The following is a 17,217-nucleotide window of genomic DNA, read 5'->3' on the forward strand; positions in this document are numbered from 1 at the left end:
AGCTACCTCGCGGGACTCCACCTCCGGGCCTCCGTGATCTGGATCAAGGACCTCACGCGAGCGGCCCCTTGATCACAACCAAATACGCTCCCTAGTGGTTGCTAGTTCCTTGTGGGGAGTGAGGGGCTTGGGAGGGCGGGGTGGGGTCGGGTGCGGAGGGTGAAGGCGGCGGTGATGCCGCCCACGAGGCCGAAGAGGTGGGCCTGCCAGCTGACCTGGCCAGCGGTCATGGGGAGGGCGCCCCAGAGGATCGACCCGTAGACCGCGCCGACGGCGAGGCCGATGGCGATGTCGAGGAGGGAGCGCTCGATGAAGCCGCGCACCAGGAGGTAGCCGAAGAGGCCGAAGATGACGCCGGAGGCGCCCGCGGTGTTGCTGCCAGGCGCTGCGGTGAGCCAGACGCCCAGGCCGCTGGCGCAGATGATCAGCAGCACGACGGCCAGGAAGCGGCGGATGCCGCTGCGCAGGGCGGCGAGGAAGCCGAGCAGCAGCAACGGCAGGGTGTTGGCAGCCAGGTGACCGAAGCCGAAGTGGAGGAAGGCGGCCGGTACGACGTCGACGAGCTCGGAGGGCTCGCGCGGCTGTATGCCGAAGGTGTCCAGGGCCCCGCCGGTGACGACGTCGACGCCTTCCAGCAGCCAGAGCAGCGCGACCCAGCCCAGCATCAGCATCAGGCACGTTACGGGCCTCGCCCGTCCGTCGCGCATCGCGTTCCGCCCCGTCGCCGCGGTTCGTCCTGTGCCGGTCATCCCTGCCTGCCCCTCATTCTCGTCCGCCCCTCATCGTCCTCGTCAGTTCCGTTCCGTTCTGTTCCCGCTCCGCTTCAGTGCCCGCCCGGACTGCCCGGACCCGTTCGTTCCGTACCCGTCCAGGCCCCCGTCCCACAGCTAAGAACGGCCATGACCGGGTTCCTGGTTCCGCCGGATAGGCTCGATGCGTGGAGCCGCCGCACAACAACACCAGTCCCGACGCCAGTGACGACACCAGTGACGACAGGAGTCACGACGGGAGTCACCACGTGAGTCACGACGTGAGTCGCAACCTCCGTCAGGACATTCAGCAGGACGCCCGGCAAGACGCTCGGCAAGACGACCGGCAAGACGCCCGTCAGGACGCGCGTGACGACGTCCATCGCGACGTCCATCGCGACGACCGTCTCGACATCCCTGCCGATGTCCCTGCCGATGCCCCCGCCGACACCGGCCGGCAAGGTGCCGAGGGGCGTCGGCCCTGGGTCGTCGGGGTTTCCGGGGCGTCCGGGACGCCGTATGCGGCCTCCGTGCTGCGGGGGCTGCTCGCTGCCGGGGAGGCGGTGGACCTGGTGGTGAGCCGGGCGTCGCGGTTGACGTTGCTGGATGAGACCGGGATTGCGTTCCGGGATGCGCATTGGCGTGCCGACCTGCGGGAATGGCTGGCGCGCGGGGCGGACGGAAAGCCGGAGACGTTTCGGGTGACGGACGCGGAGCTGGCGCGGGTGCGCTACTGGCCGGCCGGGGATCTGGCGGCCGGGCCGTCGTCGGGTTCGTACCCGGTGAAGGGGATGCTGATCGTCCCCGCCAGTACGGCGTGCGTGGCCGGGGTGGCGCTGGGGCTGTCGAAGGACCTGCTGCAGCGGGTGGCGAGCGTGACGCTCAAGGAGCGGCGGCGGCTGGTGGTCGCGGTGCGGGAGACTCCGCTGAACGGGCCGACGCTGAAGCATCTGGTGACGCTGGACGAGGCGGGCGCGATCGTGCTGCCCGCCTCGCCGGCGTTCTATGCGGGGGCGACGCACATCCAGGATCTGGTGGATTTCGTCGCGGGCCGGGTGCTCGATGCGGCGGAGGTGCCGCACGGGTTGTACCGGCGCTGGGAGGGGGAGCTTCGGGGTGGCTCCAAGGACGAGGAGGAGGCCCCGGACGCTCCTTAGCGCTTCTTCGCCGCGGCGGCGCGCCCGAAGCGGCGCCGGGCCCGCGGCTCGGCGGGCTTGTGGGCACGTGAACGATTGGCCTGGTCCTGCAGCTCGCGCATGCGGGCGTAGGCCATCTCGATCGAGTACACGGTGACAACTCCTGTGAGATCGTCTTTGATCGCTTGAAAATCGCAGGGTCAAGGCCCTGTATGCCTTAGATTCTACATGCAGAACTCGAAAATGCGTAAAGATTGGAAGGCTTGAGGGCATGGACGCGGTGGATAGGCAGCTCATCCAGGCGCTGCGTGAGAACGGCCGGGCCTCGTATGCGGAGCTCGGCCGGCTCGTCGGCCTCTCCGGGCCGAGCGTCACCGACCGGATCAACCGCCTCGAAGCGGCGGGTGTGATCACCGGCTACCGCGCGACGGTCAACGCCGCCTCGCTCGGCCTCGGCGTCACCGCCCTGGTCGGCATCTCGCTGTCGGACGCGGCCGACCACGAGGACGTGGCCCGCCGGCTGCGCGACCTCGAAGAGATCGAGGACTGCTGGTTCATCGCGGGCGACGACTCGTACATGCTCAAGGTCCGGGTGGGCGACGTGGACGGGCTGGAGCGCACCATCCGGCGGCTGTCCGGCACCAAGGGCGTCTCCCGTACGCGCACCACGATCGTGCTGTCCACCAAGTGGGAGAACCGCGTCGGGGAACTGCCCGAAGAGGGCGCGGAGTAGCGACCGGGGGCCGGCGGTGACCGGGGGCCGGCAGCGACCAGGCGGCGGGGCGGAGCGGAGGGGCCGAGCGTCCCCCGCGCGGACACACCGGCCGTGGGCGGGCGCGCCAAGGGCGCCCCGTCCGCGCCGATTACGGGGGAGTACGCTCGACGAAGCCCGTTTCCGGCACCGCAACCGTGCCGCGGGTCGGCACAGATACGGCAGAGACTGGGAGGCGACCGGATGGCTGCGTCGATGGATGTGGGCCTCAAGCGTGAGCTGGAGGCGAAGGTCCACGCCGGGGAGCGGCTGACCCGCGAGGACGGTATCGCCCTCTACGAGTGCGACGACCTGGCATGGCTGGGCGGTCTCGCCCACGAGGTGCGTACCCGCAAGAACGGTGACGTCGTCCACTTCAACGTCAACCGTCACCTCAACATGACGAACGTGTGCACCGCGTCCTGCGCGTACTGCTCCTTCCAGCGCAAGCCGGGGGAGAAGGACGCGTACACGATGCGCATCGAGGAGGCCGTCCGCCTCGCCAAGGCGATGGAGAACGAGAACCTCACCGAGCTGCACATCGTCAACGGCCTGCACCCCAACCTGCCGTGGCGCTACTACCCGCGCTCCCTGCGCGAGTTGAAGCAGGCCCTGCCGAACGTCTCCCTCAAGGCCTTCACCGCGACGGAGATCCACCACTTCGAGACGATCTCCGGCATGACCGCCTCCGAGATCCTCGACGAGCTGATCGACGCCGGCCTGGAGTCGCTCACCGGCGGCGGCGCCGAGATCTTCGACTGGGAGGTCCGGCAGCACATCGTCGACCACCGCACCCACTGGGAGGACTGGTCGCGGATCCACCGCCTGGCGCACGAGAAGGGCCTCAAGACGCCCTCGACGATGCTCTACGGGCACATCGAGGAGCCCCGGCACCGCGTCGACCACGTGCTGCGGCTGCGTGAACTCCAGGACGAGACCGGCGGTTTCCAGGTCTTCATCCCGCTGCGCTACCAGCACGACTTCGTCGACATGAAGGACGGCAAGATCCGCAACCGCCTCCAGGCGCGCACGACCATGGCGACCGGCGCCGAGGCGCTCAAGGTCTTCGCGGTCTCCCGTCTGCTGTTCGACAACGTCCCGCACGTCAAGTGCTTCTGGGTGATGCACGGTCTGCAGACCACCCAGCTCGCGCTCCAGCACGGTGCGGACGACATGGACGGCTCGGTCGTCGAGTACAAGATCACGCACGACGCGGACAACTACGGCACGCCGAACAAGCTGACCCGCGAGGACCTGCTGGAGCTGATCCGCGACGCCGGCTTCCGCCCCGTCGAGCGCAACACGCGCTACGAGGCGATCCGCGAGTACCCGGGCCCGGACCCGGACCGCCGTGAGTCGCCCCAGCCGATGCGCGTCTGAGCACCACGCCGGCGGAGGCCGCGGCTCACCCTGGGTGAGGTCCTGTAGGTCACGTAGGTCTCGTAGGGCTCGAAGGCAAGGCCCCGCCGGTGGGCCCCGTCCGTGGGGCCCGTTGGTGGGGCCGATGTATGCGGCAGGGGCCCGGAAGATCGCCCCTGCCGTTGTGCTTGACTGGAGGCGACCCTTTCGGTTGCCGTTGAGAAGAAGGTCCCGTCCGTGAGTAGCCCCAACTTCGCCACGCTCCGCTACACCGCCCTTCGCCTCGGCCTGTTCGTCGCCTGCTTCGCGGTGGTGTGGGTGCTGTCCTACTTCCGGATCATTCCGCTCGCGGTGGGTGCGTCGAACACCGTCTGGATGCTGCTGCTCGCCATCGTGATCTCCGCGCCGCTCAGCTTCGTACTGCTGCGCAAGCAGCGGGACGCGATGTCCGAGCAGATCGTCGCCAAGGTCGACCGCCAGCGTCAGCGCATCGCGGCCAACGCGGGCCAGGAGGACGACCTCTCCTGACGCCCGCCCCGGCGCCACCCCACCGGCGCCCGCGGCAGGGAGCCGCCCCGCGGCAACGAGCCACCCCGGGGCAGTGAGGCGCCCCGACCGCCCGTCCCCGCGGCAGTGAGACACCTCACGCCCCCTCATCCGTCCGGCAGGCGCCGGCCCCTGGAGTTTGTCTCCACGGGCCGGCGCCTGCCGCGTTGTTGACGCCCGTTCCGCTTCCGGTTCCCCGGGGCACCTCCATGGAACTCAAAGATTTTCTTTGGGTTCCTCAAAGTTCGAGTGTTAACGTACTTCTCATGAAGACAGCAGCTGCGCCTCCGACCCCCATGAGCGTTCCGCTCGTGGTGCGCCTGCACGTCGATCTTTGCCGCTGTATGTCCGCGGCCTGTCGTCGCCGCTGACCGACCTCTTGCAGCGGCCGGAGATCCTGCTCTTCCGTACGGACCTCCTGGCGCTTTTTCACGCCGTTTCCCGACGCCTTACCTGTTCCCGGAGTGTGTCCGTGTCCACCTCGTCCGCGCCTTCCACGAAGACGCCGAAGTCCTCCCGCATACCCAAGGTCCCGTTCTGGGCCCAGATCCTGGCGGGTCTCGTCCTGGGTGTGCTGCTCGGCTGGGTAGCCAAGAGCAATGACCTCGGCTGGCTCACCTCGACGCTTCAGCACATCGGCGACCTCTTCGTCCAGCTGCTCAAGCTGGCCGTCGCCCCGCTGGTGTTCTTCGCGATCCTGGTGTCGATCACCAACCTGCGGCAGGTCAACAACGCCGCCCGGCTCGCCACCCGCACCCTGCTGTGGTTCATGGCCACCTCGCTGATCGCGGTGGCGATCGGCCTGGCCATCGGCCTGCTCACCCACCCCGGCGCGGGCACCGGCCTCACCCCCAAGGACGGCAAGCTCCCCGACCACGCCGGCTCCTGGATCGACTTCCTGACCGGCATCGTCCCGACCGACGTCATCACCCCGTTCACCGAGCTGAACGTGCTGCAGATCGTCTTCATGGCGGCCGTCGCCGGTATCGCCGCGCTCCAGCTCGGCGAGAAGGCCGAGCCGGTCCTGGGGCTCAGCCGCTCGGTCCTCGAACTGCTGCAGAAGGCCCTGTGGTGGGTCATCCGCCTCGCCCCGATCGGCACCGTCGGCCTCATCGGCAACGCCATCGCGACGTACGGCTGGAACCTGATCGGCAAGTACGCGACCTTCACCGTCGACATCTACGTCGGCTGCGCGCTCGTCCTCTTCGGCGTCTACCCGCTGCTGCTGGCGACCGTCGCCAAGGCCAACCCGCTGCAGTTCTTCCGCGGCGCCTGGCCCGCCATCCAGCTGGCCTTCGTCTCCCGCTCCTCGGTCGGCACCATGCCGGTCACCCAGAAGGTCACCGAGCGGCTCGGCGTGCCGCGCGAGTACGCCTCCTTCGCGGTGCCGTTCGGCTCGACGACCAAGATGGACGGCTGCGCCTCGATCTACCCGGCGATCGCCGCGATCTTCATCGCCCAGATCTTCGACGTCCAGCTCGGCGTCGGCGACTACATCCTGATCGCGTTCGTCTCCGTCATCGGCTCGGCCGCCACCGCTGGCCTCACCGGTGCCACGGTCATGCTGACCCTGACCCTCTCCACCCTGGGCCTGCCCCTGGAGGGCGTCGGTCTGCTGATGGCCATCGACCCGATCCTGGACATGATGCGCACGGCCACCAACGTGGCCGGTCAGTCGGTCATCCCGATCCTGGTCTCCGCCAGGGAGAAGATCCTGGACCGCGAGGCGTACAACAGCGCCAAGAGCATCAGCCTGACCGCGGCCACTGCTCCTGACACGGAGGAGAAGGTCGCCGTGCCGGCTGCCGCATAGCCTGAGCCGGTTGCTTTCCGACTGCGCCCCGACCTTCTTTAGGTCGGGGCGCAGACGTTTCCGCCTCGTCTGCCGGCCGGGCTCTGTCGGCTCTCAGCTCTCCGGCTCCTCGCGTCGCGCGCGCCTAGCTGCGCTGGCGGACCCGGCGGGCGGTGGGGCCGGGGCCGGGGGTGGGGGTGCTCAGGTGGCCGGTGGCCAGGTGGGTGAGGAGGCGGAGGAAGGTTTCGCGGTCCTCGTCGGGGAGGGCTGCGAGGGCTCGTTCGTGCACCTCGTCCACGATCCGCTGGCTGCGTTCGGCGGTGCGTGCGCCCTCCTCCGTGACGGCGATGATCCGGGCCCGCCGGTCGGTGCTGGAGGGGCGGCGCTCGGCGAGGCCGGCCTTCTCCAGGGCGTCGACGGTCACCACCATCGTGGTCTTGTCCATGTCGCCGATCTCGGCGAGCTGGATCTGGGTGCGTTCCTCCTCCAGCGCGTGCACCAGGACGCAGTGCATGCGGGCGGTGAGGCCGATCTCGGCGAGTGCCGCCGCCATCTGGGTGCGCAGCACATGTCCGGTGTGGTCCAGCAGGTAGGAGAGGTCCGGCTGGGTGCGGGTCGGGGCCGGTGACATGGCGGTCATGGATCCAGCGTAATCCAGGTTCGGTCCGAGAAATATAGTCTGCAACGGAACTATCTGTTACGGTCCCTCTGTCGCGCCGCCCGGCGCGCCTCCGTACGTACTGCGACAGGAGGGCGCCACCGTGCCCATGTCCCGTTCCGTGCCTCCCCGTTCACCGCGACGCGGCCTCGCCCTCGGCGTCACCGCCGCCAGCACGCTGATGATCGTGCTGGACGGCTCCATCGTCACCGTGGCCATGCCTGCCATCCAGCACGACCTCCGGTTCCGCCCCGAGGGCCTGAGCTGGGTCGTCAACGCCTATCTCGTCGCCTTCGGCAGCCTGCTGCTCCTTGCCGGGCGGCTCGGCGACCTCCTCGGGCGCAAGCGGATGTTCGTCGCCGGCACCGCCGTCTTCACCGCCTCGTCCCTGCTGGCAGGTCTCGCCTCCGGCCCCGCCGTGCTGCTAGCCGCCCGCTTCCTGCAGGGCATCGGCAGCGCCATGACGGCGGCCGTGGGCCTCGGCATCCTCGCCGCCCTCTACCCCGAGGGGCGCGAACGGGCCCGTGCCCTCGCGGTGTTCAGCTTCACCGGCGCCGCCGGGGCCTCGATCGGCCAGGTGCTCGGCGGCCTGCTGACCGACGCCCTGGACTGGCACTGGGTCTTCCTGATCAACCTGCCCATCGGGGCCGCCGTCCTCGCCCTGGCCGGACCCGCACTGCCCGCAGGCCGGGGGCCCGGTCTGCGGGCCGGGGCCGACGCCTGGGGAGCGCTCCTGATCACCGCAGGCCTCATGGCGACGCTGTACGGCATCGTCAACACCGCGACGTACGGCTGGACTTCGCCGCACACGCTGGTTCCGGCGCTCGCCGGAACGGCACTGGTCGCCGCCTTCTTCCTGCGCCAGTCCCGGGCCCGCACCCCGCTGCTGCCGCCGCGCCTGCTGCGCTCGCGCGCCGTGGTCACGGCCAATCTCGTCCAAATGCTCATGATCGCCGCCCTGTTCGCCTTCCAGGTGCTGGTGGCGCTCTACCTGCAGGGCGTACGCGGCTACGACGCCGCCCGTACCGGGCTGGCGATGCTCCCCGCCGCCCTGGCCATCGGCGCCGTCTCGCTGGGCGTCTCGGCCCGGCTGATCGCCCGCTACGGGGAGCGCGCCGTGCTGCGTACCGCCCTCGTCCCGCTGATCGGCGCCCTCGCCCTGCTCGCCCGGCTGCCCGTGCACGCCTCCTACGTCACCGATCTGCTGCCCGTGATGCTGCTCGCGGCCGGATTCGGCCTGGCCCTGCCCGCGCTCACCGGACTCGGCATGTCCGGCATCGACAGCCGGGACGCCGGACTCGCCTCCGGCCTGTTCAACACCACCCAGCAGCTCGGCTCGGCGCTCGGCGTCGCGGCGCTGTCCACCCTGGCGGCCGGCCGCACCGACGCCCTCACCCGGCAGGGCAGCCCCCGCCCCGAAGCCCTCACCGCCGGCTACCACGTCGCCTTCGCCACCGGCGCCGGACTGCTCGTCCTGGCCCTGCTGGCCGCCACGGTCCTGCTGCGGCGGCCCACGGCGCCGGACGTGACCGTGGTGCCGGACGTGGCGGTGGCGGCCTGAACCGGCACCACACGAACGACCACAAGCCCCCCACCCACCGAAACGGAGCACCCCATGCCCGGCCCCGCCCCCCTCGTCCTCACCGACACCGAACTCGACGGCATCCTCCAGGAGCAGCAGTTCGGCGTGCTCGCCAGCGTCCGCAAGACCGGCCACCCGCACCTCGCCACCGTCCTGTACCGCTGGGACCCGGCGGAGCGGATCGTACGGGTCTCCAGCACGCAGGACCGCCTCAAGCCCCGCCACCTGCGCGCCGATCCGCACGCCGCCCTGCACGTCAGCCGCGATGTGTGGGCCTACGCGGTCGCCGAGGGCGAGGTGGAGGTCTCGCCGCCCACCACCGTCCCCGGCGACGCGGTCGGCCGCGAACTGCTCGCCATGGCGGCCGCGGGCGGGGCCCCGCTGGACGAGGACGCCTTCCTGGCGGAGGCCGTCGCCGAACGGCGCGTCGTCCTCCGCCTCAAGGTGTCCCGCCTCTACGGCACGGCACTGGACGTCACCGAAGGCTCCTGACACGCCCAAGGGGCGGGGAGTTCCCCAAGGGGGGCTCCCCAAGGGGCTCCCCAAGGGGTCTCCCGTTGGGGCAAGCGCGCACCTGTCAGGCCGTCGTCGCCGTCACCGCCCCCGTGTGCGCCAGGATCGCCTCCGCCAGCGGCCCCTGTACGGCCGGCGGCAGGGCGTGCCCCATCCCCGGGATCTCGACGAGATGCGCGCCGCCGATGCACTGCGCGAGGTGCTGCGGATGCGGCGGTGGGAACACCGGCTCGGCGGGCGCCGCGATCACCAGCGTGGGCACCTCGTTCCGCGCCAGCTGCTCCGTACGCAGCATCCCGCTGTCGTCCGCCCGCCCGTGCGCGGTGCCCACCCGGTGGTGCCCGGTGTGCTCGATGACCCGCCGATCCAGGGCACCGTAGTACTCGGCGTCGAACGGGAGTTGACTACCGGCGAGTACCCGCCAGTGTTCGAGCCGGCGCGCCACCTCCGCCGCCGGGCCGTGGTCCTCGACCGGGCGGGCCCACAGCTCCAGGACCTCGGGCCTGATACCGGGGAGCTCACCGACCGGTACGACGGTGCCGTCCGGCGCGGTGTAGGGGGTGGTGCTGAGGGCCATGGTGCCGATGAGAGTGGCGCCGATCCATCGGTCGGGGTGGTCGGCGAGCACCATCTGGGCCAGCATGCCGCCCAATGACATGCCGACGAGATGCGCACGCTCGATGCCCAGCCCGTCCAGGACGGCGATCACGTCGTCCGCGAGATCGGCGATCCGGTACGGCCGGTCGTCATACGACCAGGTGGAGCGGCCGGTGTCGCGGTGGTCGTAGCGGATCACCCGGTGGTGCTCGGCCAGCGCGTCGACCAGCTCGTCCGGCCAGCCGACGCCGCTCGCCTGGGCCCCCATGACGAGCAGCAGCGGGGGCGCATCGGCGGCGCCGCGCTGCTCGGTCCACAGGCGGATGCCGGGGGCGGCGTCGATGAACTGCTGCACGGTGATGTTCTCCAGGAAGCGAAGCGGGTGAAGGGGTGGTCAGCCCCTCGGCCCTGTGAGGAAACGAAAAGAAACGACGCCGACCGACCCGAATCGAAGCGGCCGACCGACGCGCGAAGCGAATCGAAGCGAAGGGAAGCGAAGGAAAAGCGAAGGGAAGCGAACCGAAACGTATCGTCTCGCCGCGCGCCCGGCGCTGTCAAACGGCTTCAAGAAAATCTGTGCAAGCAGAGGGAGGGGTGCTGTGGATGCTGCCGTCCTGCGGATGGCGGGAAGCCGTCGGAAACCCGGGCGCGGAAGGCGAAGATCGTAAACTTACTTTGCGGTAAAGGGGCGGGGCGGAGGGATATTCAGGGTGGGAGCTGTGAAGAGCAAGCGGGTGCCGAGGGCCGTCCGGGAGCAGCAGATGCTCGATGCCGCGGTGCGGACCTTCGCCCGGCGCGGCTACCGAGCGGCGTCGATGGACGAGATCGCCGAGGTGGCCGGGGTCTCCAAACCGCTGGTCTACCTCTACCTGAACTCGAAGGAAGAACTGTTCAGCACGGTGATCCGGCGCGAGTCGGCGGCGCTGGTGGCGGCCGTGACCGCGGCCGTGGAGCCCCGCGCCGCGGCCGACCACCAGCTGTGGAGCGGCCTGCGCGGCTTCTTCACGCACACCGCCGAGCACCCGGACGGCTGGGCCGTACTCCACCAGCAGGCCCGTACGCACGGCGAACCGTTCGCGCGCGAAGTCGCCGCCATGCGCGCGGAGGTCGTCTCCTTCGTCACGGACCTGATCGGCGTCGCCGCGAAGGAGGCGGGCTGCGCCGGTGAACTGGCCGAACGCGAGGTGGCCGGGCTCGCGCACGCCCTGGTCGGCGCGGCCGAGTCGCTCGCGGAATGGGCCAACGTCCGTACGGACGAGGGGCCTTCGGGGGAGCGCGTGCATCCGACGGCGAAGGACGCCGCCGCCACGATGATGAACTTCGCCTGGGCCGGCCTGGGCCGCTTGATGGCGGGGCAGCGCTGGGCGCCGGGTGGGCCCGCCGGCCCGGCGGGCCCACCCGGCAGCCACGGCGAGTACGCGTGAGTGCTCCTCACTCCGGCTCTTCCGCCTCTTGCGGCTGCTGTTCCTGATTCCGGTTCCTTCGGTTCCTCCGCCTCCTGCGGCTGCTGTTCCCGACTCCGGCTCCTCCGGGTTCCTCCGGCTTCCCCGACTCCTGCGGCCCCGGCGTCGCCCTCAAGGCCGCCCGCAAGCTCTACGACGCGCAACCGACCCCGACAGATGGCTCCCCACCGCGACCTGGGCGCCGTCGGCGACGCCAACGCGCTCGTCTCCCGCGCCGAGTCCATCCGCCGCTTCGCGGTCCTCCCCGCGGAATTCAGCGAACAGACCGGACATCTCACCCCCTCCCTGAAGCTGTGGCGGGCCGCCGCGGCGCGAGATTTCGCCAAAGACATAGAAGCCCTTTACGAAAGGACGTGACCCCCCTCTGGAGCCAGGGCCGTCCGCGCGTCAAACTGGAACCCCGTGTCACCTCTGTGGGGGAGGTGGCACGGGGCCTTTGCGCTGCCCGGGTGCTGGCGGGGCAGCGGTCCGGGCCGCGGCTACCCCGCGACCCCGCACCACACGGTCTTCCGGCCCGCCCCCTGCCGTACGCCCCACCGCACCGCGACCGCGTCCAGCAGCGCCATACCGCGCCCGGTTTCCGCGTCCTCCGCCGCCCGCACCAGCACCGGCAGCGCCCGCGGATCGGGATCGTTCACCTCGACACGGGTACGGCCCCCGGCCGCGCTCCTGATGTGCACGGTCACCGGAGTGCCCTCCCCCAGGTGCCGGATCACGTTCCCCACTATCTCGCTCACACACAGCTGCACGTCCGCGCACGGCCCGCCCAGATGCGCCCGCACCGCCCGCCGCAGCCCCGGCACCTCCTTCGGCACGGCGAGCAGCTCCAGCGTGAGCGGCCCGCCCGGCGCTCTCACCGCCCGGCCGCCTTCCGCAGCACGTCGGCGAGCCGGCGGGCGGTCTCCGTATTGCAGTTACCGAGTGCCACGAGCGGCAGCGCGTAGCTGCCCGCGAGCCCCGGCAGATCGACGCCGAGCGACGGCAACGTGATGTCGTGGGCCCGCAGCGCACTCCGTAGCAGCTCGGTGCAGTCGTGGACCTCGTCGTGGAGGTGGCTGGGCATGGGTGGTACGCCTTCCTGTCTGGCCCGCAGGCCGTGTGCGGATGGTGACGAACGCCTCACAGAGTGCCGTCACGCGGCGTAACGTTGAAGGGGTTCGGACCCCACTGCGCGAACCGTGGAACGGTGAACCATGCCCGCACGCAAAGACGTTGACGGATCGGCGAGCGTCCCCGCCTTCTACGGTGCCGAGCTGCGCTGGAAGCGGGAGGCAGCGGGCCGCACGCTCCAGGAAACGGTCGACGGCAGCTTCTACGGCGCGAGCTACCTCAGCGAAATCGAGCGCGGAACGCGACGGATGCCGCTGGACCTCGCCCGGCACGTCGACCGCGTGCTGGACACGGACGGGTTCTTCGAGCGGCGGTGCGAGGACGTACGGAAGGCGCGGCGGAGCGGGCATGCGGAGTACTTCGAGAAGGTGCTGGAGGCCGAGAAGCACGCGGACCTCATCGAGGAATGGTGCCCCAGCCTCATCCCGGGTCTGTTGCAGACGGGCGCGTACGCACGGGCGGTCGTCCGGGCCACTCATCCCGTCGAGCCGCTTGAGGAGACGGACGCCAAGGTCAACGCCCGGCTGGCGCGAGCCAGGCTGTTCGACGACCCGGTCAGGCCCGAGTACTGGGTGATCCTGCACGAATCGCTGCTCCGGCTGCCGATCCTCCCGCCGGACGCGATGGCCGAACAGCTCGACCACATCACGGCCTTGGCACGCCGGTGCCGCATCACTCCACAGGTGCTGCCGTGGAACTGCGGGGCGCACCCGTTCATGCTCGGTACGGCGAAGATCATGACCTTCGCCGACGCTCCGCCGCTGGTCTACACGGAGTCGCTGCACACGGGAGACACCATCGACGATCCGGCTCTCGTGAAGGAGTACCGCAGGTCGTACGATCGGCTCAGGGCCGCCACGCTGCCGCCGGAGGCGTCCCTCAACCTGATCGAGAATGCGGCTGAGGACTATCGAAATGGCAACCAGCCAGCCTGACTTGAGCGCCGCACGCTGGAGAAAAAGCAGCTACAGCAATGGCAGCGGAGGAGACTGCCTCGAAGTGGCGGAGGGTTTCAGCGGCGCTGCCCAGTGGCGTAAGTCCAGCTACAGCAACGGCAGCGGCGGCAACTGCCTCGAAGTCGCCGACACCGTAAGCGGCGGCGTGGTCCCCGTCCGCGACTCCAAGGACCCCGCCGGCCCCGCCCTGGTCATCCCCGCGGCGGCCTGGTCCGCCTTCGTCTCCGCGGTCAAATCCGCAACGTTCTCGCCTCGCGTAGCGCGGTGACGCGGCGACGCGTCAATTGCGGCACGTCTTTCACCGCCTGGCTGAACGCCCGGTGGTCGGCCTCGCCCGCCAGCCAGTCGTCGAGGGTCTGCCAGGCCGCCGCGTACCCCGTGGAGAGCCGCTGGACCACCTTCGCGTCCAGACGGGTCACCCCGTTCGCGGCGGCCTCCCGCAGCACCCGCTGACCCCGCTGGCAGTTGGCGTAGGGCCGGTCGAGAGCACCGCTCGCGCGGGCGAGCGCCCGTCGCCTTTCCAGATCGTGCTGGAGAGTGGTCAGCGATTTCTCGATCTCGCCGGAATCCGGGTGACCGTTCTGCCCGGCAGTTTCGTCCGGGACCAGCGGGGGCGGGAAACCCAGCGCGGACGTCGCCGCGGGCTGGCAGTTCGCCTGCAGGTAGCGGATGAAACTCACCCGGTCCTGCCATCTGCGCCGGCTGTCCGGATCGGCGATCTCCCGTACCGACTTCCAGATGCCGCGCTCCGTCCGGAGCCATTCCGTGGCGAGCCGGATATCCGCGTCGCCCTGCGCGTAGCGCTGGCTCCAGAGCTCCTGCATGACCTTGGCGATCTCTTCGAGGAGCCGGTAGTCGTATTCCCGTAGTTGCGCCTCGGAACGGCTGCTGGGCGGGCTCTGCTCGAACGTCTCCGCGCTGGGGTACATCGTCCGCACGAAGTTGTTGAAGAGCGTGCTCGTGGGGTTGTCCTTGTCCTGCAGCGCCTTGAGATCGGCGTCCTCCTTGACCAGCCATGACCGTTCGACGGCGGCAGCCTTGCCCCGCGTGGCCTGTATCGCATGGTCGAGGTGGGAGATGGCGCGCCCGGCGAGTTTCCGCTGCACGGTCGTGTCCGAAGCGGGTGCATTCATGGCCACGGCATACACACATGCGGTGTTGTAGTGCGTGTGCCAGTCATGACGCGCCCAGAGAAGCGCCGCGAGAGCGAGCCGCCAACGGAGGGGCCGGATCTTCAGTTGCTTCCAATGGAGCGGGTTCACCGGGAGGCGCCAGGTATAAGGCAGCCGCCACTCGTACGGGTGCCTGGTCTCGTCGTATGTGCTGGTCGCCCAGGCCAGACGCAGCGGGGCCCACACCCTCCGGTTGATGTGGAATGCGCCACGGGTGACGGAGGAGGCCCCGCCGCGCACGCTCTGGTAGTAGGAGACGGGCCAGAAGAACCGGGTCCAACTCCACACCCACGAAGGCCAGTAGAGCCAGAACCGGGCCCAGGTGTCATCGGCGGCGAGGCGCGCCGTTTCCTGCATCGCGGCCCGCTGCATCACGACCCGGATTTCGGCGACGTCGTCGCTCTGCAACGTCTGCCGCAGCGAATCCCGGCCCGCTTCTTTCCGCACTTTCCGCTTCTTCCGGCACATGAAGAAGGGCACGCGCGTGTAGTCGAGGTCGAGGGCGGCCGGCCAATACCGGTTCACCAGCAAGGGAATGAGGTTCTTGCTGGTCCGTTCTCCTTGGGTGCCCGTTTCCCCGACCCAGTCCTCTGCGGTTCTCTCGGACGTGCCCAGGATGACCGAATTGCGGTACCGGAGGCCGAGCAGTTCGCGGTACACGCGCGGGTGCACGAAATACCGCAGCCGCCGCCACAGGTTCGGGTTCCAGTGGCTCAGCCACAGCCGTTTGCGGTATTCACGCGCGCTCTGCCCGTCGAGGGTGAGCGCCCGCTGGCAGGTGTCCAGTGCATCGATGTGCAGCCCCATCTTCTCCTGCGTTTCGGCGAGTTCCGCCCGGAGGTAGGGGTTGACCGGATCCAGACGTACAGCGGTGAAGTACTGCTCCAGCGCCTCGTGCTGGCGGCCCGCGCGGCTCAGCGCGTTCGCCTCCTGGTACGCCTCGTACAGCTCGGGCGGGAACTCCTGGCCCCACCAGCGGCGCCAGGGCGGCATCCGTCCCGCGCGGGTCACCGGCAGCAGGGTGCAGATGGTCCAGCTGCCCGCTTTCCGGATGACGTCGTCCCAGTCGCTGCCCCAGACGTCCTTCGCGCGCGAGCCGCCGAAGAGGAACGCGGTCACGGTGACCGTCATGCCGTACGGGTCCGGTCCGTCCGCCTTGTACTGGAGCACTCCGCTGACCCGGTACGCCAGCTTCGGGCGCAGCCGGCCGAGCAGCTTCGGCAGCGCGGTCCCCAGCTTGTCCGGGTCGATCTCGACGTCGCCGAGCAGTTCCAGGAAGGACTCGGCCGGGGCCTGCGCGGGGAGCGTGGCCGGTGGGTACATGCTGCTGTCGGAGAGGCGGCGGCGCAGCCGGGCGGTGAGGTCTGCATCGCTTGGCTTCGGCGTCCCCTCGGGGGTGGCGTCCTCCAACTGCTGGACGTCCACCGCGCCGGGCTTGTACGCCAGCCACGCGCGCGTCGCCCGCCACAGGAAGTACAGCAGCACCAGGATGATCAACAGGATCGCCAGTCGCACACCGATCGACGCGCCGCCGTCCCCCGGCCTGAAGACGGCGCCCAGGCCGCCGAAGACCTGCCCCACGAATCCGAAGGGCCCGGGGCCCTTCCATGCGGCCTGGGTGCCATCTCCCACCTGCCCCAGGGCGGCGATCAGCCCGGCGAAGCTCATCGCGCTCCACACCCACCAGCCCACGTACCGGGGCGCCGGCAGCGGCGCGTTCAGACTGCGTTCGGATTCTGCGCTGTTGAACATGGCGCCCACGCCTCGTGCGACCGTGTCAGGCTCATGCCTTACGGCCCACGCTACCCGTGGGATGGGTGGTAGACAGGGCAACCAACGGGGCGTCCGGCGGCGAGCCGGGCCGGTCACCGGGGTGGACGGGGCCGACCACCGTGTAGACCGGGCCGGATGGGGCAGAACGGGCCGGTCACCGAGGCGGACGGGGCGGAGCGGGCCGGTCACCGGGCCGGACGAGGCGGACGGGGCGGACGGGGCCGGTCACCGAGGCGGACGGGGCTGGACCGGGCCGGTCACCGCAACGGCTGCGGGCCGGTCACCGCGGCGGCAGCGCCACCGCCGTCTGCATCTCGCAGGAGTTGCACCAGAACGCCCAGCCGTTCGCGTCGACGGACCGCGAACCGCACGCCAGACATGGATCACCGACGAAGCTCGCGGCGACCCAGCCCCCGGCCGTCGCCGCCCGCCGGCCGGCCGCGGCGCACTCGTCGGCGTAACAGGGGATGCAGACCCCGCCCTGGCGTCCGGGCAGCTTCATCGACCGTATGCCGCAGAGGCAGCACGGCAGCCTGCCGACGTACTGCGCTTCCAGGCCGACCGGCCTGCCGTTCCTGCCGAAGGCCGCTGATGATGCCGCTGCCATGACGTCGCCTTCGTCTCCTCTACGCCAGGACGGTGCCGGTGCCGCCGCACCCGGAACACTGCGTGGTGACCTTGTCGCCGGTCGGTGTCTCCCAGTCCACGGTTCCTCTGCCGCAGCAGTCGGGGCAGGGCTTCTGCGGAGGCAACTGCTCGCTCATTCTGCCCACGGTAGAGCGCGGCATGTTGTCATGTGACCACTTTCCGTGATCACTTTGGCGCACATTTATCGCACATTTGTTTGCTGGGTCTGATCGTGCTTTGCGGTGCTACGGAGGCGGGTGGAGCGGCGCGCCGACATCTCCGTCATCGCGCCCCGGCAACGGTGCGTAGCGGCCGAGCAGAGCAACCAGACGTAATGCGCCGGCCGGAAAAAGTTCATCAAGCCGCCATTGTTGTGTCGCTGCCGTTGCTGTTGTCGCTGCCGTTGCCGCTGCCACAAAGGCGCCGCCGGTGG

Annotated in this window: 20 protein-coding genes; 11 read left to right on the plus strand and 9 right to left on the minus strand. The window is 70.0% G+C overall.

What is annotated here, in order from left to right; translation table 11 throughout:
• Window positions 1-101: 101 nt before the first annotated feature.
• Window positions 102-707 (minus strand): rhomboid family intramembrane serine protease, encoded by a 606-nt coding sequence (locus AB0G35_RS31365; RefSeq protein ID WP_360956553.1) that lies wholly within the window; start codon window positions 705-707, stop codon window positions 102-104.
• A gap of 455 nt (window positions 708-1,162) precedes the next feature.
• Here AB0G35_RS31365 and AB0G35_RS31370 point away from each other — a divergent pair, with 455 nt between their 5' ends.
• A complete protein-coding gene (locus AB0G35_RS31370) occupies window positions 1,163-1,906 on the plus strand; it encodes a UbiX family flavin prenyltransferase (protein ID WP_360956555.1) in 744 nt (247 codons plus the stop codon).
• Here the strand turns inward: AB0G35_RS31370 and AB0G35_RS31375 are convergent.
• Window positions 1,903-2,037 carry a hypothetical protein gene (locus tag AB0G35_RS31375; protein ID WP_267881512.1) on the minus strand — a complete coding sequence of 45 codons (135 nt, stop codon included), beginning with the start codon at window positions 2,035-2,037 and terminating at the stop codon, window positions 1,903-1,905. The two genes, AB0G35_RS31370 and AB0G35_RS31375, sit on opposite strands and share 4 nt — an antisense overlap.
• 119 nt (window positions 2,038-2,156) lie before the next feature.
• On the opposite strand from AB0G35_RS31375, the gene AB0G35_RS31380 reads away from it, so the two are divergent.
• The 4 genes from AB0G35_RS31380 (at window position 2,157) to AB0G35_RS31395 (ending at window position 6,354) form a co-directional block, all read left to right on the plus strand.
• On the plus strand, window positions 2,157-2,618 hold the full coding sequence (locus AB0G35_RS31380; RefSeq protein WP_360956461.1) for an Lrp/AsnC family transcriptional regulator: 462 nt from the start codon (window positions 2,157-2,159) through the stop codon (window positions 2,616-2,618).
• 234 nt (window positions 2,619-2,852) lie between these two features.
• The gene (gene mqnE / locus AB0G35_RS31385; RefSeq protein WP_360956557.1) at window positions 2,853-4,016 is read left to right on the plus strand and encodes an aminofutalosine synthase MqnE; all 1,164 of its coding nucleotides are present in this window, start codon (window positions 2,853-2,855) and stop codon (window positions 4,014-4,016) included.
• Window positions 4,017-4,232: 216 nt separating this feature from the next.
• On the plus strand, window positions 4,233-4,523 hold the full coding sequence (locus tag AB0G35_RS31390; protein ID WP_360956463.1) for a DUF4229 domain-containing protein: 291 nt from the start codon (window positions 4,233-4,235) through the stop codon (window positions 4,521-4,523).
• A gap of 490 nt (window positions 4,524-5,013) precedes the next feature.
• Complete coding sequence (locus tag AB0G35_RS31395) at window positions 5,014-6,354, plus strand: dicarboxylate/amino acid:cation symporter (protein WP_360956465.1); 1,341 nt, start codon at window positions 5,014-5,016, stop codon at window positions 6,352-6,354.
• A gap of 124 nt (window positions 6,355-6,478) precedes the next feature.
• Here AB0G35_RS31395 and AB0G35_RS31400 read toward each other — a convergent pair whose 3' ends face one another.
• Window positions 6,479-6,973, minus strand: a complete 495-nt coding sequence (locus AB0G35_RS31400; protein WP_360956467.1) for a MarR family winged helix-turn-helix transcriptional regulator — start codon at window positions 6,971-6,973, stop codon at window positions 6,479-6,481.
• Between the two features lie 127 nt (window positions 6,974-7,100).
• On the opposite strand from AB0G35_RS31400, the gene AB0G35_RS31405 reads away from it, so the two are divergent.
• A complete protein-coding gene (locus tag AB0G35_RS31405; protein ID WP_360956559.1) occupies window positions 7,101-8,552 on the plus strand; it encodes an MFS transporter in 1,452 nt (483 codons plus the stop codon).
• A 54-nt stretch (window positions 8,553-8,606) separates the two neighbouring features.
• Window positions 8,607-9,065 carry a TIGR03618 family F420-dependent PPOX class oxidoreductase gene (locus AB0G35_RS31410; RefSeq protein WP_360956469.1) on the plus strand — a complete coding sequence of 153 codons (459 nt, stop codon included), beginning with the start codon at window positions 8,607-8,609 and terminating at the stop codon, window positions 9,063-9,065.
• Between the two features lie 85 nt (window positions 9,066-9,150).
• On the opposite strand, the gene AB0G35_RS31415 is transcribed toward AB0G35_RS31410, so the two are convergent.
• Entirely contained in the window at window positions 9,151-10,038 is an 888-nt protein-coding gene (locus tag AB0G35_RS31415; protein ID WP_360956471.1) for an alpha/beta hydrolase, read from the minus strand.
• Between the two features lie 355 nt (window positions 10,039-10,393).
• On the opposite strand from AB0G35_RS31415, the gene AB0G35_RS31420 reads away from it, so the two are divergent.
• Complete coding sequence (locus AB0G35_RS31420) at window positions 10,394-11,107, plus strand: TetR/AcrR family transcriptional regulator (RefSeq protein WP_360956473.1); 714 nt, start codon at window positions 10,394-10,396, stop codon at window positions 11,105-11,107.
• Window positions 11,108-11,302: 195 nt separating this feature from the next.
• On the plus strand, window positions 11,303-11,503 hold the full coding sequence (locus AB0G35_RS31425) for a hypothetical protein (RefSeq protein WP_360956567.1): 201 nt from the start codon (window positions 11,303-11,305) through the stop codon (window positions 11,501-11,503).
• Between the two features lie 122 nt (window positions 11,504-11,625).
• Here the strand turns inward: AB0G35_RS31425 and AB0G35_RS31430 are convergent, their stop codons facing one another.
• Together AB0G35_RS31430 and AB0G35_RS31435 are read right to left on the minus strand one after the other, a co-directional pair.
• Window positions 11,626-12,003, minus strand: coding sequence for an ATP-binding protein (locus AB0G35_RS31430; RefSeq protein ID WP_360956475.1), 378 nt, complete (start codon window positions 12,001-12,003; stop codon window positions 11,626-11,628).
• Window positions 12,000-12,209, minus strand: coding sequence for a hypothetical protein (locus tag AB0G35_RS31435; RefSeq protein ID WP_360956477.1), 210 nt, complete (start codon window positions 12,207-12,209; stop codon window positions 12,000-12,002). Before AB0G35_RS31435 ends, AB0G35_RS31430 begins: the two co-directional genes overlap by 4 nt.
• 130 nt (window positions 12,210-12,339) lie before the next feature.
• Between AB0G35_RS31435 and AB0G35_RS31440 the strand changes: the two genes are divergently transcribed.
• Together AB0G35_RS31440 and AB0G35_RS31445 are read left to right on the plus strand one after the other, a co-directional pair.
• Window positions 12,340-13,191: a helix-turn-helix transcriptional regulator gene (locus AB0G35_RS31440; RefSeq protein ID WP_360956479.1), complete on the plus strand. Its 852-nt coding sequence runs from the start codon at window positions 12,340-12,342 to the stop codon at window positions 13,189-13,191.
• Entirely contained in the window at window positions 13,172-13,480 is a 309-nt protein-coding gene (locus AB0G35_RS31445; RefSeq protein WP_360956481.1) for a DUF397 domain-containing protein, read from the plus strand. The genes AB0G35_RS31440 and AB0G35_RS31445 overlap by 20 nt, the downstream gene beginning before the upstream one ends.
• Here the strand turns inward: AB0G35_RS31445 and AB0G35_RS31450 are convergent.
• From AB0G35_RS31450 to AB0G35_RS31460, 3 genes are all read right to left on the minus strand, one after another.
• Window positions 13,443-16,136, minus strand: coding sequence for a hypothetical protein (locus tag AB0G35_RS31450; protein ID WP_360956483.1), 2,694 nt, complete (start codon window positions 16,134-16,136; stop codon window positions 13,443-13,445). The two genes, AB0G35_RS31445 and AB0G35_RS31450, sit on opposite strands and share 38 nt — an antisense overlap.
• A 301-nt stretch (window positions 16,137-16,437) precedes the next feature.
• Window positions 16,438-16,764 (minus strand): hypothetical protein, encoded by a 327-nt coding sequence (locus AB0G35_RS31455; RefSeq protein ID WP_360956485.1) that lies wholly within the window; start codon window positions 16,762-16,764, stop codon window positions 16,438-16,440.
• A 19-nt stretch (window positions 16,765-16,783) separates the two neighbouring features.
• Window positions 16,784-16,921, minus strand: coding sequence for a hypothetical protein (locus AB0G35_RS31460; protein ID WP_360956487.1), 138 nt, complete (start codon window positions 16,919-16,921; stop codon window positions 16,784-16,786).
• Window positions 16,922-17,217: the final 296 nt, after the last annotated feature.

This window comes from Streptomyces sp. NPDC021749, assembly GCF_040640655.1.
In the GTDB taxonomy this organism is placed as follows: Bacteria; Actinomycetota; Actinomycetes; order Streptomycetales; family Streptomycetaceae; genus Streptomyces.

Coding starts and splice junctions, on each gene's coding strand:
- AB0G35_RS31365 (WP_360956553.1), bottom strand. CDS start 707: ATGCGCGACGGACGGGCGAGGCCCGTAACGTGCCTGATGCTGATGCTG.
- AB0G35_RS31380 (WP_360956461.1), top strand. CDS start 2,157: ATGGACGCGGTGGATAGGCAGCTCATCCAGGCGCTGCGTGAGAACGGC.
- mqnE (WP_360956557.1), top strand. CDS start 2,853: ATGGATGTGGGCCTCAAGCGTGAGCTGGAGGCGAAGGTCCACGCCGGG.
- AB0G35_RS31400 (WP_360956467.1), bottom strand. CDS start 6,973: ATGACCGCCATGTCACCGGCCCCGACCCGCACCCAGCCGGACCTCTCC.
- AB0G35_RS31405 (WP_360956559.1), top strand. CDS start 7,101: ATGTCCCGTTCCGTGCCTCCCCGTTCACCGCGACGCGGCCTCGCCCTC.
- AB0G35_RS31410 (WP_360956469.1), top strand. CDS start 8,607: ATGCCCGGCCCCGCCCCCCTCGTCCTCACCGACACCGAACTCGACGGC.
- AB0G35_RS31425 (WP_360956567.1), top strand. CDS start 11,303: ATGGCTCCCCACCGCGACCTGGGCGCCGTCGGCGACGCCAACGCGCTC.
- AB0G35_RS31435 (WP_360956477.1), bottom strand. CDS start 12,209: ATGCCCAGCCACCTCCACGACGAGGTCCACGACTGCACCGAGCTGCTA.
- AB0G35_RS31440 (WP_360956479.1), top strand. CDS start 12,340: ATGCCCGCACGCAAAGACGTTGACGGATCGGCGAGCGTCCCCGCCTTC.
- AB0G35_RS31445 (WP_360956481.1), top strand. CDS start 13,172: ATGGCAACCAGCCAGCCTGACTTGAGCGCCGCACGCTGGAGAAAAAGC.
- AB0G35_RS31450 (WP_360956483.1), bottom strand. CDS start 16,136: ATGTTCAACAGCGCAGAATCCGAACGCAGTCTGAACGCGCCGCTGCCG.
- AB0G35_RS31455 (WP_360956485.1), bottom strand. CDS start 16,764: ATGGCAGCGGCATCATCAGCGGCCTTCGGCAGGAACGGCAGGCCGGTC.
- AB0G35_RS31460 (WP_360956487.1), bottom strand. CDS start 16,921: ATGAGCGAGCAGTTGCCTCCGCAGAAGCCCTGCCCCGACTGCTGCGGC.